Source organism: Pantoea sp. B270 (genome assembly GCF_018726825.1).
Classification (GTDB): Bacteria; Pseudomonadota; Gammaproteobacteria; order Enterobacterales; family Enterobacteriaceae; genus Pantoea; species Pantoea dispersa.
Genome location: NZ_JAHCSX010000002.1, coordinates 673,936 through 689,350, shown reverse-complemented (window position 1 = coordinate 689,350; position 15,415 = coordinate 673,936). Strand labels below are relative to the sequence as shown.

Here is a 15,415-nt window from a genome sequence, read left to right as displayed (position 1 = left end):
ATCGCTTAACCGATCATCAGCGTGCCGAGTGCAATCACCGCACACGCCAGCATTTTCCTTACCGTTAATGCTTCACCGAGAAACAGCGCGCCCAGCACGGCGGCAAACAGCACGCTGGTTTCACGCAGCGCCGACACCGCGCCCATCGGCGCTGCCGTCATGGCGTAAATGATGATGCCGTAGGCCAGCAGCGAAACCAGGCCACCCGCCGCGGCGCTCAGCACGCCCGGTCGCCACTGCAGCAGGCTTTTGCTGTCGCGCAGCGCGATGTAGACCGCCGGCATTAATATGCCCCACAAGCTGCACATCCACGCGGTATACGCAAACGCATTGCCGGCAACGCGCACGCCCATGCCGTCCACCACGCTGTACGCGGCGATAAAGGCACCGGTCGCCAGCATGTAGCGCAGGCCCGGCAGCGCCAGTTTGCCGCCGCGCAGCGCCAGCGACACAATGCCAGCGGACACCAGCACAATGCCGCACAGCGTAGTAAAGGCGATGTGCTCGCCGGCAAACAGCGCGGCGGCGCAGGTCACCAGCAGCGGCGACGATCCGCGCGCAATCGGATAGGTCTGGCCGAGATCGCCGCTCTGGTAGCTGCGCACCAGGCACAGGTTATAGCCGACGTGCAGCAGCGCCGAAAGCAGCGCATATTTCCAGCTGGCGTGCGCCGGCAGCGGCAGAAACAGCGTACTGAGCGCACACACCAGCGCGATCGCCACGCACATAATGGTCATTGACCACAGGCGATCGGATCCGCCGCGCAGTAAAGTGTTCCAACTGGCGTGCAGCAGCGCGGCGCACAGCGTTAAGACAATAATGTAATCAGGCATAGGCTGATGCTATGCAGCCGCAAATGGATTGGAAAGCGAAGATTTATCATTGCGCTATGAGTAAAAGCTCATGCTTTACTGATAATCCTGCTGCGCCTGACGTGATTCAGCGAGCAGCCAGCGACGAAAATCAACGATGTGCGGCTGGGTTTCAATGCCCTGCGGACAGACGAAATAGTAGGCGGCGGGCGAGGAAAACGCGACGCTGAACAGCCGCACCAGGCTACCGTCGCGCAGCTCTTTTTCAACGTGACCGCTGCGCGCCAGCGCCACGCCTTGCCCCAGCAGCGCGGCTTCCAGCGTCATATTGGTGTCGGCAAAACGTACGCTCTCCTGTAAGGCATCCAGCGTCAGGCCGACCTGTTTAAACCAGATCTCCCACTTAGGCACCAGATCGGCGCCATCACGCATCAGCAGCGGGTAGCGCAGCAGTTCTGCCGGTTCCTGTGGCGTGCCAAAGCGCTGCAGCAGCGCCGGGCTGGCGACCGGAAACAGCTGTTCACGAAACATAAATTCGCTGTGCAGCGCCGGATAATTGCCATGGCCAAAGCGGATCGCCACGTCAGAATCCTGGCGCGAGAAGGTAATCGCATCATCGGTGCTTTCCAGCGTCACCAGGATTTCCGGGTGCTGGCGCGTCAGGCCCGGCAGGCGCGGCAACAGCCACTTCAGCGCAAACGAGTAGGTGGTATTCACGCGCAGCCGCACGCGGCCTTTCTGCTCGCGTAAGTCGGCTAAGGTGGTTTCCAGATTACTAAAAAACTCGCGCACGATCGGTGCCAGCGCCGCGCCGGCTGGCGTCAGACTCAGCGTTTTGCCGCGCTGAAACAGCTGTACGCCCCAGATCTCTTCCAGGTTTTTGAGCTGATGGCTGACGGCGCTTTGGGTGATAAACAGCTCTTCAGCCGCGGCGGTAAAGGTCGGATGACGCGTCGCCACTTCAAACGCGCGCAGCATGGCGGTAGGCGGTAACTCTCTCATCAGTGCAGCCTTGTTTTATGAGCGTTCACTCATGATAGCGGAATCGTCTGTTTACTCACGAAACTTATTCACCCAGCCCCCAGCTTCGCCTCTCGGCCTGTCACTCTGCTAACAGTGGCCGACACATTCATCACTGAATCGGCGAGCAGCTGAGCGGCCTGATATTTACCGCGTGGCAGTTTTAATTCGCCGCCGGATATGGTTCCCGCTGCGCTCGCGTCCTGACGCTGATTAACTATGTTTATCACTCAATATAAGAATGGGGTGATGAAATGCGAAACCGTGTATTTAGCGCGCTGGCGTTATTGTTATTATCCGGCTGTGGCGCGAATAACAGCGCCTCGCCGGTTACGGCACCTGGTGCGCCGGTTACGGCACCTGGTGCGCCGGTAGCGGGGAAAACCGCGCTGCTGGAGAGCGGAGCGGCGGCGTTGCAGTCGCGGCCGCCGATTGAGGCGATCAATACGTATCTGGATGGTTTTCATTATTACTGCGGAAATCAGCAGGGGCAGATGGAAGCCCATCACTACGTCACCATTCTTAATGACGATGTGATGCAGGCGGTTATTTATGACGGTAACAAAAAAGACGCCAAATTAATGGGCGTGGAATATATCATCAGCGAACGTTTATTTAAGCAGCTGCCGGCGCAGGAAAAGCAGTACTGGCACAGCCATCGCTATGAAGTGAAATCCGGTACGCTGATTGCGCCCTGCCTGCCGCCAGCCGCGGAGCACGCGCTGATGAGCAAAATTGTCAACACCTACGGAAAAACCTGGCACACCTGGCATACCGACCGCGATAAAACGCTGCCGCTGGGCGCGCCGACGCTAATGATGGGCTTTACCGCCGACGGTCAGCTCAATCCGGCGCTGCTGGCTGACCGCGATAAGCGCTTTGACGTCGATACCGCGACAATCCGCGCCGACCGCGCGGATATCGCCGCCCATCCGGTGGCGGCAGGTGCCGATCATTGCCGGCGCGTGCATCCGTAACCGGCGATTCCGCTTTACTCGTGATACATCTGGCTGCGCCCGCCGTCGATCAGGATATCAGTGGCATTGATAAAGCGCGCCTCGTCGCTGGCGAGAAACAGCGCGGTGTAAGCCACTTCATCCGGCTCGCCGATGCGTTTACACGGCAGCAGCGCCGCCTGACGCGCGCGCTCTGCCTGCGGATCCGGACAGCTCGCCAGCCAGGCTTCAGCGGCTGGCGTCATGATCAAACCGGGCGAAATACTGTTTACGCGAATGCCCTGCGCGGCGTACTCCACGCCCAGGGAACGCGTCAGGCCGATCAGCCCGTGTTTAGCCACCGGATAAGGGAACGCGCCGGGAATGATTTTGTGCCCGTGCACCGAGGCAACGTTAACGATGTTGCCGTACTGACGGGCCAGCATCGCCGGCAGGACGCTGCGTATCAGGTTGTAAGGCCCTTTCAGATTGGTGTCCATGCAGCGCTGCCAGTCATCCTCGTCCAGCGTCAGCGGATCGCGAAAAACGTTTACGCCAGCGCAGTTGATCAGGATATCAATATCCCCCAGTGCCTGCTGCGCCTGTTGTACCGCGCGGCTAACCTGCTGCGGCTGCGTGACATCGGCTGCGCAGGCCAGACAGCGCTGGCCGGACTGCTGCTGTAGCTGCGCCGCCAGCGCTTCGCTGCTGTGTGCATCGCGATCGAATAGCGCCAGGCGGGCGCCTTCGCGCGCAAACAGGGTGGCGATGGCGCTGCCGATGCCGCTGCCGGCACCGGTAATGATGGCGGTTTTATTGGCTAAACGTGGGGACATAGTCGCTTCCTTATGAGGATGTCGGGAGAATCAGCCAGTCGGCCAGCTCTAAGGTATTATCACCGCGCTGCAGGCGAATCAGCGGCCAGCTGTCGCTGCGCGTGAGCGGCACCAGCCCGCTGCGGCTGAGCAAAAAAGTGTCTTCGCTTTTCACGCCGCTCAGCGTCGGGTTCCACGCCACGGCGGTGTCAGGCTGCACCTCGCCGCGACTCTCCGGGGTGATAATCCAGTCGCGACAGCCGTAACCGGCCGGACCGCCCTGATGATGATCGCGCCACGCCTCAGCGTGACCGTGGCGTTGATAAGCCTGAGTGATGTCGGCAAAAACCGCTGACCAGCTGCGCTGCGCCTGAGTGGCATACAGCATATCGGCGTGGATCTCCGCCAGCGTCAGAATGCGCTGGCGCAGCGCCGCGTCGGGTTCGCCGAGATGCACCAGGCGCGTCAGGCTGACATGCAAACCGTGCCGTTCAGCACCGAGGGTGATCAGCATCATGCGCTGCAGCGTTTTGCGCGTCGGCACCGGATGTTTAAATGCGGCGATGCGCTCATCGGCGGCCACCAGCGTGCACATCGGGCGAATGCCGCGCGCCAGACAGCCGGCGGCAATCTCGGCTTCGACCTGCCATTCGCTGACGCCCGCGCGCAGCTGGCGCGCCACCGTTTCGACAATCTGCGCCGACTCCTGTCCCAGCGTGCGAAAGCGCTGCTGTTCCGGTGCGCTCAGCCCCTGGCGCAGCGTAATCATCTGCGGCTGGATATCGCTCAATCCTGTCATGGGCGTATCGCTGCCGATATGGCCCGCCGGCAGCACGCTGCTCAGCGACTGGTACCACGGAAAGTGCCGGGTCGCACAGCTGAACGTCAGCGGCTCTTCGGCCAGAATGCGCGGTAATTCATTGTCCGGTGCCAGCAGCAGCACGCTGTCGCGGCCGATCAGCAGGCTGGCAACGCCGGTCTCGGCGCGATCCACCACATAATAGCTGGCCCCGTCGGTCAGCCAGGCGATGTTATCGCGGCGCGTCAGCAATACTGCATCCAGCTGCCAGTGCGCCAGCGCCTGTTGCAGGCGCGCCAGTTTGTCACTCATACACGGCCTCCTTGTGCTCGACAAGTTGTGACTGCAGAACCAGTTGCGCAGCGCGATGCGCCACGGCCATCACCACCGCATTGGTGTTGCCGCTGATAATATTCGGCATCATCGAGGCATCCACCACGCGCAACCGCTGTACGCCGCGCACGCGCAGGTCATCGTGCAGCACCGCCAGCGGATCGTCATCGTGGCCCATGCGACAGGTGCCGACCGGGTGATAGCCGGTCTTTACCATGCGCCGGCAGTGGGCGCTTATCGCGTCATCACTGGTGACTTCCGCGCCAGGGAAGATCTCCTGATCGACCATCTCGCGGATGGGCGCGGCGGCCAGCACCTGACGCGCAAAGCGAAAGCCGGCGAGGGTGCGGGCTAAATCGTCCGGATGGCCGAAAATCTGCGTATCGATCACCGGCAGGCTGCTGGCGTTGTTATCGCGCAGCGTGACTTCACCGGTAGCTTTGGGGCGCAGCAGCAGAGAATTCACCGTGACACCGTCACCGGGATCGGCCCCCATTACATCGCGATCGAGATAAACCGTCGGCACGCAGAACATCTGAATGGTGGGCGTCGCCGTGAAATCGAGCGGATCGAAAAAGGCGCAGGTTTCCACGCCGGTGGTAGTCACCGGGCCGCTTTTGAACAGCAGATATTGCAGTCCGGCTTTGACCATCGGCCAGCCGCGATCCTGGCCGTAGTAGCCAAACGCACCGCGCGTGCTGGCAACCACCGGCACTTCGTAATGGTCCTGCAGGTTTTTACCCACGCCCGGCAAGGCATGGCGCACGGTAATACCGTGCTGTTTCAGCTGTTCCTGCGGACCGATGCCGGAGAGCATCAGCAGTTTTGGCGTCTGGTAGGCACCGGCGGCCAGAATCACTTCGCGGCTGGCGCGCGCCTGTTGCGGCTGGCCATCCTGACGATAGCGCACGCCGCTGGCGCAGGTGCCGTCAAACAGCACCTCTTCCACCTGCGCACCGGTGACCAGCGTCAGCCGTGCGTCATGGCGCAGCGGGTTGATAAACGCATCGACCACGCTGCAGCGCTGTCGTGTCTGACCTTCAATGGTGTGCTGCATGAAGCCGACGCCAGACGGATTGCCGCTGTTAAAATCCGGCGTGTAGGGAATACCCAGCCCCTGCAGGGTTTTGACATAGGCGCGGCTCAGCGGACTGAAGTGGCCGAGATGCGACACTTTCATCGGGCCGCCAACGCCGTGATTGGGTGCGCCGAGGTGATCGTTATCTTCAATGGCGGTAAAGTGCGGCAGCAGCGCCTCCCACGACCAGTCGATGCCCTGATGGCCCAGCGCCTGGTTCCAGTCGGCGTAATCCTGTTTATGGCCGCGCATGTAGACCATGGCGTTGACAGTCGAACCGCCGCCCAGCACTTTGGCCTGCGGCACGATCACGCCGCGTCCGTTGAGCTGCGGCTGCGCTTCGGTTTGATGCATCGTCAGAAACCGGTCGCTGGCGAGAAACTTCATATAGCCGGCGGGCATTTTCAGCACCGGATGGTATTCGTCGCGCCCGGCCTCCAGCAGCAGCACGCGCGCATTTCCTTCGCTGACCAGGCGCGCGGCAACGATACAGCCCGCGCTCCCGCCGCCCACCACAATGTAATCGTACTCTTTCATAACGCTCCGTTTACTCCGATGCGATGGAATCTAACCGGCGCAGGCGCTGCGCCGCCGGGTTGTGCTGCTCGCCCGGATCGAGCGGACTGAGCAGATAACGCCACGAGATAAACGCACTCACCAGATACAGGAAGGCGTAGCCCCAAACCACCCCGAGTGTGCCGAGCAGCGCATTGATTGCGCCGTACAGCGCCGGACCGAAGAAGGTGGACAAACCGGCGGCGAAGCAGTAAATCGCCATGGCGTTACCTTTGTCCTTCGGCTGGCACAGCGAGGAGAACAGCGCGGCGGCGGGCACGTAGCCGCACAGCGTGATGCCGTACAGGCAGGCGCAGATGACGCTGAGCACAAAGCTGCCGTGGCTCCACTGCGGCACAAAGTACATAAGCAGCATCGAGACACCGGAGCCGAGGCCGCCGAACACCGTCAGCACTTTGCGCCAGCCGATGCGGTCGCTCAGCTTGCCGACGATGGGATTAAAGCTCATGCCCACCAGTCCCATGATGGTGATCAGGCTGAGGTATTCGGTCTGGGAAAAGCCAATCTGTTCGGTGAAAAAGCCCGGCAGAAAAATAAAGAAGCCGAAATAGGGCGTGGTGTTGATGATGCGCACCACTGCCGCGGCAGCGATGCGCGGCTCACGCCACAGAATATCGATGCCGCCCATCAGCGTGCGCAGCGTGCCCTGCTGACGATGTTCGGCATCCAGCAGCGACTGATAACCGCTGCGCTCTTTCAGCGCCAGCAGCATCACCAGCAGACCGATCGCCACCAGACCCAGTGACAGCCAGAAGGTGGCGTATTCGCCCACCAGGCGGATAGAGAAGATCGCTACCAGCGAACCGAGCGTCGGCAGCCCGCCGGTAAACGCCAGCCAGAACCAGCCGGTGGCGGAGCCGCGCATCTCCGCCGGGGCCGCCGACTGAATCCACACCAGAAAGGCGTAGGCAAACATCGGATAAGCCACGCCGCGCAGGCCATAAGTTAGCGCCAGCAGCAGCACGCTGTGCGACGGCAGCGCCACGGCCAGGAACAGCACTTCAAACACAATCCAGATCAGGCCGCCCGCCAGCATCACTTTACGCGGGCCGATCAGCGTTGACAGCGAACCGGCCAGCCATGAGCCCAGCGTGACGGTGACGCCGTAAAAGGCGATTACCCAGGCAGCGATATTCAGGGAGAAGCCGTTTTCGTGCAGATAGGGCGCGAGATAGTTGGACTCGACGCCGTCGCCAATCATAAACAGCAGGACCGCCAGATAGCCCCAGGCCAGCGCGGGCGGAATGCCGAGGCGGATCAGCCACGGATGGGTTGCAGGTGATGTTGTCATTATGTTTTCTCTGTAGGGTTGGTGTCAGCACAGCCAGATAAAGCGTTCGCCCGGCATTATCAGAACGTTTTTTACCGGGATAGCGCGAACGGGTTGTTATGAGCAGGGACTCTAAAGCACGGCAGGCGCGCAGGATGGCGCAACCATCACAGAAGTCAGTAAACACTGTTTAGTAAGATGAGCGCGGATGAAGCGAAAGGAGGCCGCGTGAAAACCGTCGGACTGAATAATTTTCAGGTGCGTAAGCACAACAAAGCGCTGTTTATGCAGCTGATGTGGCGTCATAAACGTCTGAGCAAATCGCAGCTGGCGCAGCTCAGCGGCCTGACTATTCCGGCGGCCAGCAAGATTTTGCAGGAGCTGCTGGAGCAGGGCCACGTGCAGCACTCCAGCGCCACGCTGAGCACGCGCGGCAACAGCAACGGCAGTTTTCAGCTGCCAGCGCAAGGCGCGTGGACGCTGTGCCTGTGCGTCAAGCCGACCAGCATTGAACTGCAGCTGGCGGATGCGCAGCTGGTGGCGCAGGGCGACTATCAGCAAATCAGCATCAACGCGCAGACGCCAGAGCAGCTGCTGGCGGAGATTGAAACGGTGTGGCGCGCGACCTGTAAACGCTGGCCGAAGCGGCAGATTAATCTGGCGCTGGCGGTGCACGGGCAGGTCGATCCGGTAACCGGTGTCTCGCAGCATATGCCGCAGGCGGCGTGGCGCAGCCCGCTGCAGCTGAAGTTTCTGCTGGAGGAGAAGCTGGCGGTTGACGTCCGCGTCGATAACGACTGCGTGATGCTGGCGCTGGCGGAAAAGTGGCTGAACCGCAATGCGCTGGCCGAATTCTGCGTCATCAATGTCGATTACGGCATCGGCTCATCATTTGTCATCAACGGCGAGATCTTTCGCGGCAACCTGTACGGCAGCGGGCAGATTGGCCACACCATTATTGATCCGCACGGGGAGCGCTGTAACTGCGGACGGCAGGGCTGTCTGGAGACGGTCGCCTCGCTCAGCACGCTTAAGCGGCTGGCGCATCAGCGCGCGCCGCAGGCGGTGCAGCCCACCAGCCGTCAGCTGCTGGCTGCCTGGCAGGCCGGCGAGCCGTGGATCGTCGAGTGGGCGCAGCGCAGCGCGGAAGCCATCGGCATGAGTCTGTACAATTTCCTTAATACGCTGAATATCAATCAAATCTGGCTGTACGGTCGCAGCTGTACTTTTGGTGAGAGCTGGCTGCAGACCATCGTGCACCAGATTGATTTCAATCCTTTTGATCCGCGCGATGCGCTAAAAAGCAAAGCCACCAACGTGCATTTTGGTCAGCTGGATCGCGCCCGTCAGGTCCTCGGCATCGGTTATCTCTATGTCGAGACCGATCCCGGTACGGCGTAGTTTACTAAACTCCTGTTACTAAAATCTGTGAGGGCCTGAACTTTCACCCTGCGGTATCGGTGGTGAGATAGCCGCACTTTGACCCTGGTGCGGAGAGTGGCCGTGAACAATCATCAACATCTGAATATGCGTTACGTGTGGAGCATCTGTCTGGTGGCAGCCTGCGGCGGTTTGCTGTTTGGCTATGACTGGGTGGTGATTGGCGGGGCCAAACCCTTCTATGAGGCCTGGTTCAACGTCACCGATCCGGCGGCATCCGGCTGGGCGATGAGCTCGGCGCTGGTGGGCTGCGTATTTGGCGCGCTGGTGTCCGGCTGGTCAGCGGACAAGCTGGGGCGGCGGCTGCCGTTGATCGTCGCCGCACTGCTGTTTGTGGTGTCGGCGATCGGCACCGCGCTGGCCAGCAGCTTTACGCTGTTTGTCTGGTGGCGCATTATCGGCGGCGTCGGCATTGGTATCGCCTCGGCGCTCAGCCCGATGTACATCGCGGAGATCAGCCCGGCAGACAAGCGCGGCAAGTTTGTCGCGGTTAACCAGCTGACAATCGTTATTGGCGTGCTGGCGGCGCAGCTGGTCAACCTGATGATTGCCGATCCGGTCGTCGGCGCATCAACCCATGCGGCGCTGCGTGAAACCTGGAACGGTCAGGTTGGCTGGCGCTGGATGTTCGCCTCGGCTGCCGTGCCGTCGCTGGCGTTTCTGCTGCTGATGATGTGGGTGCCGGAATCACCGCGCTGGCTGATGCTGGTGGGCCAGCCGCAGCGCGCGCTGGCGATGCTGAATAAAATTGGTTCGCCTGCTTATGCGCAGCGGACGCAGCGCGAGATTGCCCGCGCGCTGGAACAGGATCGCCAGCAAACGCGCGCCCGCGCCGGTTCGCTGCTGGCACCGCGCACGCTGCCAATTGTCATCACCGGCATCGTGCTGGCGATTTTCCAGCAGTGGTGCGGTATCAACGTGATTTTCAATTATGCGCAGGAGATTTTTGCTTCGGCTGGTTTCGATATCAACGGTACGCTGAAGTCGATCGTGGCCACCGGCCTGATCAATTTGCTGGCAACAGTGCTGGCGCTGCCGCTGGTGGACCGGCTCGGTCGCCGCAAACTGATGCTGATCGGCGCCGGAGGACTGACGCTGTGTTATGCACTGATCGCCGGTGCCTACACGCTGGGCATCACCGGCTGGCCGGTGCTGATTCTGGTACTGGCGGCGATTGCGGTTTACGCGCTGACACTGGCGCCTGTCACCTGGGTGCTGCTGGCGGAAATTTTCCCCAACCGGATTCGCGGTCTGGCGATGTCGGTCGCCACGCTGGCGCTGTGGATTGCCTGTTTTGTGCTGACTTATACCTTTCCCATCCTCAATGCCGGACTTGGTGCAGCGGGCAGCTTTATGCTGTATGGCGTGATTTGTGCGGCGGGCTTTGTCTTTGTGCTGCGTCGCGTGCCGGAGACCAAAGGCATATCGCTGGAGCAGCTGGAGCAGCAGCTCACCGCTGGCGAGCCGGCAGCGGTGGCAGGTGAGCATTCGCTGCGTTAACCGCAGCCATGCTTCAGGCAGAAAGCCGGTGCGCCGGGCGGCGCACCGGTACAATACCCGCTTACACCTGCGCCATACCGCCATCGACAAACAGCTCGGCTGCATTAATAAAGCTGGCGGCATCGGAGGCGAGAAACGCCACCACCTTGCCAATCTCTCCCGGCTCACCCAGACGACCGAGCGGCACCTGCGCGGCCAGCGCATCGAACAGCCCCTGGCGCTGATCTTCCGGCACCAGGCCGCCTAAGCCTGGCGTCTGCACCGGGCCAGGGCTCACCACGTTAATGCGGATGCCGCGGTCTTTCACATCCAGCGCCCACGAGCGGGCAAAGTTACGCACCGCCGCTTTACTGGCGCTGTAAACGCTGAAGCCCGGCGTACCCTGAATTGCGGCGGTGGAGCCGGTGAGAATCACCGATGCCTTATCGCTCAGCAGCGGCAGCGCTTTCTGCACGGTGAACATCACGCCGCGGACGTTGGTGCTGAAGATACGATCAAAATGTTCTTCTGTGATGGCCCCCAGCGGCAGCATGTCGCCGCCACCGGCGTTGGCAAACAGAATATCCAGCCGGCCGGCCTGGCGCGCAATCTGCGCATAGACGGCGTCGAGATCGCTTAACTGTGCCGCATCGGCGCGAATGCCGGTGGCGGTGGCGCCGATGCTGGCGACGGCCGCATCCAGCTCAGCCTGACGACGACCGGTGATAAACACGCGTGCGCCCTGTGCCGCCAGTTCCTGAGCGGTGGCGAGGCCAATACCGGAGGTGCCGCCGGTCACTAAAGCAATTTTGTCTTGCAGAATCAGGTTCATAGTATGTACTCCACAGTTGATCAGGTTAAGTGGTGACGGCCTTGCCGTCGGTGAAGTGCACTGTAGCGCTGCCGCTTTTACGGATAAATGGGGTAAAATCGAAAGGACTATTTCTCTGGGTGGATAATCAGGTTAGGGGTAACAATGGATCAATTGCTGGCAATCCGGGCGTTCGCCCGCGTGGTTGAGGCAGGCAACTTTACCCGGGCCGCCAATTCACTGGATATGCCTAACGCCACCCTGAGTAAGCTGGTGCAGGAGCTGGAAGCGCATCTCGGCGTGCGTCTGTTGCAGCGCACCACGCGCCGGGTCACGGTGACGGCAGAAGGGCGCGATTACTACGAGCGGGCGCTGCGCATCGTGCGCGATCTGGAAGATATCGATTGTGCGTTCAATAGCGTCACGACGAAACCGCACGGTCAGCTGCGTATCGATATCGGCGGCTCAACGGCGCGCGATGTGCTGCTGCCGGCGCTGCCCGATTTTGTCGCCAGGTTTCCCGACATCACCCTGGACCTTGGCGTGTCCGATCGCACCGTGGATCTCATCAGTGATAACGTGGACTGCGTAGTGCGCGGCGGTCCGCTGAGCGATTCGTCACTGGTGGCACGGCACTTAGGCAATGCGCAAATGATCACCTGTGCCACGCCCGGCTATCTGCGGACCTACGGCATTCCGGCGTATCCGCAGGAGCTGGACAACGGCCATCGCATCATCAGCTATCTGTCGCCGCAGAGCGGGCGCGCCTTTCCGCTGCGCTTCCGCCACGGCGAAGAGCGAATCGAGGTAAAGACCGCGCACCGCGTTGGCGTCAATGAGAGCAACGCGCACCTTGCCGCGGCGGTGGCGGGGCTGGGCATCATTCAGACGTTCCGTTACGCTGCGGCCGCGGATTTGCAGGCCGGACGGCTGGTGGAGATCCTCGCCGACTGGCGTCCGTCAGACTATCCGTTCCACGTGGTTTATCCGCAGAGCCGCCATCTCACCCAGCGCCTGCGGGTGCTGATCGACTGGCTGCGTGAGGTGTTTCCGCAACGGCTGAATGGATGACAGGGTGTAAACAATCTGTTAACGTTTGGCCTCAACCCATGATACAGGCGCGTTTATGACACTCTCTGCTGATTCCGCATCGTCATCTGACTTTCGCCTGTATGCGCCTTGCTGCCCGCCACCTCCGGCACGCGTTGTGATTCGCTAAGTATCGAACTTCCTGCGCCTCGCTAAGCGAGCGCGCTAACAACGTTTGTTTCAGGAGCAATGCTATGCGTTCTTCTTCTTCGCTGACTTCGCAGGCAGCGACGTCAGGCTTTGTGCTGCTGTGGGGCAGCGCAGCCATTTTCTCGCGTCTCGGGCTGGATAATGCCTCACCGCTGGCACTGCTGGTGGTGCGTTTTAGCATCGCGCTGGTTGCGCTGTTGCTGGTGGGACTGTTTCGCCGCCGCTGGCTGCCGCAGCCCGGTACGCGCCCGCGCGTAATGCTGACCGGCCTGGTGTTGATCGGCGCTTATTCGCTGTGTTATTTCCAGGCGATGGCGGAGGGCGTGACGCCAGGGCTGATCGCCACCATCATGGGCATCCAGCCAATTCTGACGCTGTGCCTGGTGGAGCGGCGTCTGCCGGGCAGGCGGTTGCTGGGCTTAACGGTCGCGCTGGCGGGGCTGATACTACTGGTGTGGCGCACTCTGGCGGCGTCGCAGCTGCCGCTCAGCGGCGTGCTGTTTGCGCTGGCCGCGCTGCTGTGCATGACCTTCGGTGCCATCATGCAGCAGCGGGTGACGCAGCATCCGGCGCAGGTGCTGCCGCTGCAGTACGGCGTGAGTTTACTGCTGTGCCTGCTGTTGCTGCCGGTTAAACCTTTTCATGTCAGCTTCACGCTACATTTCTGGCTGGCCGCGCTGTTCCTCGGCGTGATGATCTCCGTGGTGGCCCAGCTGCTGCTGTATCGCTTACTGAGCGCGGGCAGTATCGTTAACGTCACCAGCCTGTTTTATCTGGTGCCGGTGATTACCGCGCTGCTCGACTATCTGCTGCTGGGTAACCGACTGCCGTGGCTGAGCCTGCTGGGCATGGCGGCGATTCTGGCGGGTATCCTGCTGGTGTTTCGTGCGCCACAGCCTTCGCGTTAGTATCATGCCCCGCCAGCCGGCGGGGCATTTCAGCCATGATCGGTCAGCGCCTGTGCGGCGCAAATTAATGCCAGATGACTGAGGCCCTGCGGCATATTGCCGCGCCATTCGTCACTGCGCACATCAAACATTTCGTTGAAGGTTTCCACGTTGCCGCGCTGGCACAGTTTGCCGAGGATCTGCTGCATGGCGTTCTCGGCGCGCGTGCATTCTCCCAGCGCCGCCCAGGCTTCCACCAGCCAGAATGAGCAGGCGATAAAGGTGCTCTCTTCCTGTTCCGTGCCGCTGTAGCGATACAGCATGGCGCTACCGTGCCCCAGTTCCTGCTCAATGGCGCGGTAGGTGGCGCGCATGCGTGCCGGGTTAACCCGGCTGCCGTAGGCATGCACCAGCGCCAGCGCGGCATCCAGCCGGCCGTCGCTGTCGGGATAAAATTCATACGCCTGTTTGTCTTCGTTCCAGCAGTGCGCTTCAATCCAGCTGCTGATGCGGTCGCGCTCGCGCTGCCAGCGTTTCAGCCACGTCGGTTCAATGTGGCGCGCTTCGGCCAGCGCCACGGCACGATCCAGCGCCAGCCAGCAGGCCATCTTTGAATGCGTATAGTGCTGCTGTTCCGGCAGTTCCCAGATGCCGCTGTCTTTCTGGCGCCATAAATCGGCACAGTGGTTAGCCAGCGCGCCCAGCATGCGCGAGGTGGCTAAGTCCAGCACGTGTCCGGCGCGAATAAACAGCTCGGCGGTGGCAAGCATGTCGCCATACATACTGAGCTGCAGCTGGTCGCGCGCGTTGTTGCCCACGCGTACTGGCTGAGAATGGTGATAGCCACGCAGCGGCACAAAGCGTTCGGCAGGCACTTCGTTACCCTCCAGCGTGTAGCAGGTGCGCAGCGCGGTACCGTGGCGGATAATGGTTTTCGACAGCCAGGAGAACGCCGCTTTACAATCTTCCAGCGCACCGAGAAAAACAAAGGCTTTGATGATCAGACAGGCATCGCGTACCCATGCATAGCGGTAGTCATAATTCTTTTCCCCGCCAATGCCTTCCGGCAGCGAGGTAGTGGCTGCCGCCGCCAGCGCGCCGGTGGGGGAATACCATAAAAATTTCAGCGACAGCGCCGAGCGGCGCACGTGCTCAGCAAAGCGCCCCTGATAGCTCAGGCTGCGGGTCCAGTCGCACCAGGCGGTATGGCTGGTTTCAATCCGGGTATCGATCGCCTCCAGCGGCGGCACCGCCAGCGGTTCGCGCTCGGTGACCAGCAACGCCACCAGCGATCGACTGTCCGCAGCCGTCCGCAGCGTAGCGCTGATTTGCTCATCGTCACGCTGTTCGATCTGCCAGTCCTCGCTGGTGCGCAGCATCGCCATCAGATCGCCGATATGGTACACGTCGCCCTGTTCGGTGCTGTCCTGCCACGGCGAGCGCGTTTCGGCAACGGTGCCAAAGCGCAGCGTCAGACGCAGGGTCACTTCGCCATCAATGCCTTCCACGCGCCGCGCCAGTTCACTCCAGGGCAGACGGCCGGCCAGCGTGCTGTTCAGTGATTCGGTCAGCAGCACGCTGCCATCATCGGTAAAAAAGCGGGTTTCCAGTACGTTACTGTCGGCGCGATAAGCGCGCTCAATGCGGTAAGGGACGTCAGGTTCAATCTGGAAAAAACCGCCAATCTCCGGGTCGAGCAGGCGGTCAAACAGCGGGGCTGAGTCGAGGTTGGGCGCGCACCACCAGTCAATGGCGCCGTCGGGCGCAATCAGCGCCACCGACCGGCCTTCACCGATGGCCGCGTAGTCACCGAGACGCGCGAAGCCCCGTTCGCGCATCGGCGACTGCAGCGTTTGATTATTCATGGATCTTCCCTGTCAGCAGAAACGGCAACGTGGCCGCCCGCGGCAGCCACGTAATC

At 61.3% G+C, this 15,415-nt stretch carries 13 protein-coding genes; 5 read left to right on the top strand and 8 right to left on the bottom strand.

The annotated features are described in order from the left end of the window. Positions 1-5: 5 nt before the first annotated feature. Both KOL70_RS19520 and gcvA read right to left on the bottom strand, forming a co-directional pair. Entirely contained in the window at positions 6-833 is an 828-nt protein-coding gene (locus KOL70_RS19520; RefSeq protein ID WP_215481390.1) for a DMT family transporter, read from the bottom strand. A 75-nt stretch (positions 834-908) separates the two neighbouring features. Further along, on the bottom strand, positions 909-1,814 hold the full coding sequence (gene gcvA, locus KOL70_RS19515) for a transcriptional regulator GcvA (RefSeq protein WP_215481389.1): 906 nt from the start codon (positions 1,812-1,814) through the stop codon (positions 909-911). A gap of 272 nt (positions 1,815-2,086) precedes the next feature. Between gcvA and KOL70_RS19510 the strand changes: the two genes are divergently transcribed. Next, positions 2,087-2,809, top strand: a complete 723-nt coding sequence (locus tag KOL70_RS19510) for an OBAP family protein (RefSeq protein ID WP_215481388.1) — start codon at positions 2,087-2,089, stop codon at positions 2,807-2,809. A gap of 14 nt (positions 2,810-2,823) precedes the next feature. Here the strand turns inward: KOL70_RS19510 and KOL70_RS19505 are convergent, their stop codons facing one another. The 4 genes from KOL70_RS19505 to KOL70_RS19490 are packed head-to-tail and all read right to left on the bottom strand — an operon-like array spanning position 2,824 to position 7,659. Then, a complete protein-coding gene (locus tag KOL70_RS19505; protein ID WP_215481387.1) occupies positions 2,824-3,603 on the bottom strand; it encodes an SDR family oxidoreductase in 780 nt (259 codons plus the stop codon). Positions 3,604-3,613: 10 nt separating this feature from the next. Further along, positions 3,614-4,693: a Xaa-Pro peptidase family protein gene (locus tag KOL70_RS19500; protein ID WP_215481386.1), complete on the bottom strand. Its 1,080-nt coding sequence runs from the start codon at positions 4,691-4,693 to the stop codon at positions 3,614-3,616. Continuing rightward, the gene (locus tag KOL70_RS19495; protein ID WP_215481385.1) at positions 4,686-6,329 is read right to left on the bottom strand and encodes a GMC family oxidoreductase; all 1,644 of its coding nucleotides are present in this window, start codon (positions 6,327-6,329) and stop codon (positions 4,686-4,688) included. Before KOL70_RS19495 ends, KOL70_RS19500 begins: the two co-directional genes overlap by 8 nt. Positions 6,330-6,339: 10 nt before the next feature. Next, positions 6,340-7,659: an MFS transporter gene (locus tag KOL70_RS19490; RefSeq protein ID WP_021509553.1), complete on the bottom strand. Its 1,320-nt coding sequence runs from the start codon at positions 7,657-7,659 to the stop codon at positions 6,340-6,342. 207 nt (positions 7,660-7,866) lie between these two features. Between KOL70_RS19490 and KOL70_RS19485 the strand changes: the two genes are divergently transcribed. Beyond that, positions 7,867-9,039, top strand: a complete 1,173-nt coding sequence (locus KOL70_RS19485; protein ID WP_215481384.1) for an ROK family protein — start codon at positions 7,867-7,869, stop codon at positions 9,037-9,039. A gap of 102 nt (positions 9,040-9,141) precedes the next feature. Beyond that, complete coding sequence (locus KOL70_RS19480) at positions 9,142-10,578, top strand: sugar porter family MFS transporter (protein WP_215481383.1); 1,437 nt, start codon at positions 9,142-9,144, stop codon at positions 10,576-10,578. Between the two features lie 61 nt (positions 10,579-10,639). Here KOL70_RS19480 and KOL70_RS19475 read toward each other — a convergent pair whose 3' ends face one another. Further along, positions 10,640-11,389, bottom strand: a complete 750-nt coding sequence (locus KOL70_RS19475; protein WP_150360204.1) for an SDR family oxidoreductase — start codon at positions 11,387-11,389, stop codon at positions 10,640-10,642. Between the two features lie 144 nt (positions 11,390-11,533). On the opposite strand from KOL70_RS19475, the gene KOL70_RS19470 reads away from it, so the two are divergent. After that, positions 11,534-12,439 carry a LysR family transcriptional regulator gene (locus KOL70_RS19470; RefSeq protein WP_215481382.1) on the top strand — a complete coding sequence of 302 codons (906 nt, stop codon included), beginning with the start codon at positions 11,534-11,536 and terminating at the stop codon, positions 12,437-12,439. Between the two features lie 212 nt (positions 12,440-12,651). Beyond that, the gene (locus tag KOL70_RS19465; RefSeq protein WP_215481381.1) at positions 12,652-13,515 is read left to right on the top strand and encodes a DMT family transporter; all 864 of its coding nucleotides are present in this window, start codon (positions 12,652-12,654) and stop codon (positions 13,513-13,515) included. 29 nt (positions 13,516-13,544) lie between these two features. On the opposite strand, the gene KOL70_RS19460 is transcribed toward KOL70_RS19465, so the two are convergent. Next, a complete protein-coding gene (locus KOL70_RS19460; protein ID WP_215481380.1) occupies positions 13,545-15,359 on the bottom strand; it encodes a glycoside hydrolase family 15 protein in 1,815 nt (604 codons plus the stop codon). Between the last annotated feature and the right edge of the window lie 56 nt (positions 15,360-15,415).

Excerpts from the sequence above, each read along its gene's own strand:
- KOL70_RS19520 (WP_215481390.1), bottom strand. The coding sequence starts at position 833 with ATGCCTGATTACATTATTGTCTTAACGCTGTGCGCCGCGCTGCTGCAC.
- gcvA (WP_215481389.1), bottom strand. The coding sequence starts at position 1,814 with ATGAGAGAGTTACCGCCTACCGCCATGCTGCGCGCGTTTGAAGTGGCG.
- KOL70_RS19510 (WP_215481388.1), top strand. The coding sequence starts at position 2,087 with ATGCGAAACCGTGTATTTAGCGCGCTGGCGTTATTGTTATTATCCGGC.
- KOL70_RS19505 (WP_215481387.1), bottom strand. The coding sequence starts at position 3,603 with ATGTCCCCACGTTTAGCCAATAAAACCGCCATCATTACCGGTGCCGGC.
- KOL70_RS19500 (WP_215481386.1), bottom strand. The coding sequence starts at position 4,693 with ATGAGTGACAAACTGGCGCGCCTGCAACAGGCGCTGGCGCACTGGCAG.
- KOL70_RS19495 (WP_215481385.1), bottom strand. The coding sequence starts at position 6,329 with ATGAAAGAGTACGATTACATTGTGGTGGGCGGCGGGAGCGCGGGCTGT.
- KOL70_RS19490 (WP_021509553.1), bottom strand. The coding sequence starts at position 7,659 with ATGACAACATCACCTGCAACCCATCCGTGGCTGATCCGCCTCGGCATT.
- KOL70_RS19475 (WP_150360204.1), bottom strand. The coding sequence starts at position 11,389 with ATGAACCTGATTCTGCAAGACAAAATTGCTTTAGTGACCGGCGGCACC.
- KOL70_RS19470 (WP_215481382.1), top strand. The coding sequence starts at position 11,534 with ATGGATCAATTGCTGGCAATCCGGGCGTTCGCCCGCGTGGTTGAGGCA.
- KOL70_RS19465 (WP_215481381.1), top strand. The coding sequence starts at position 12,652 with ATGCGTTCTTCTTCTTCGCTGACTTCGCAGGCAGCGACGTCAGGCTTT.
- KOL70_RS19460 (WP_215481380.1), bottom strand. The coding sequence starts at position 15,359 with ATGAATAATCAAACGCTGCAGTCGCCGATGCGCGAACGGGGCTTCGCG.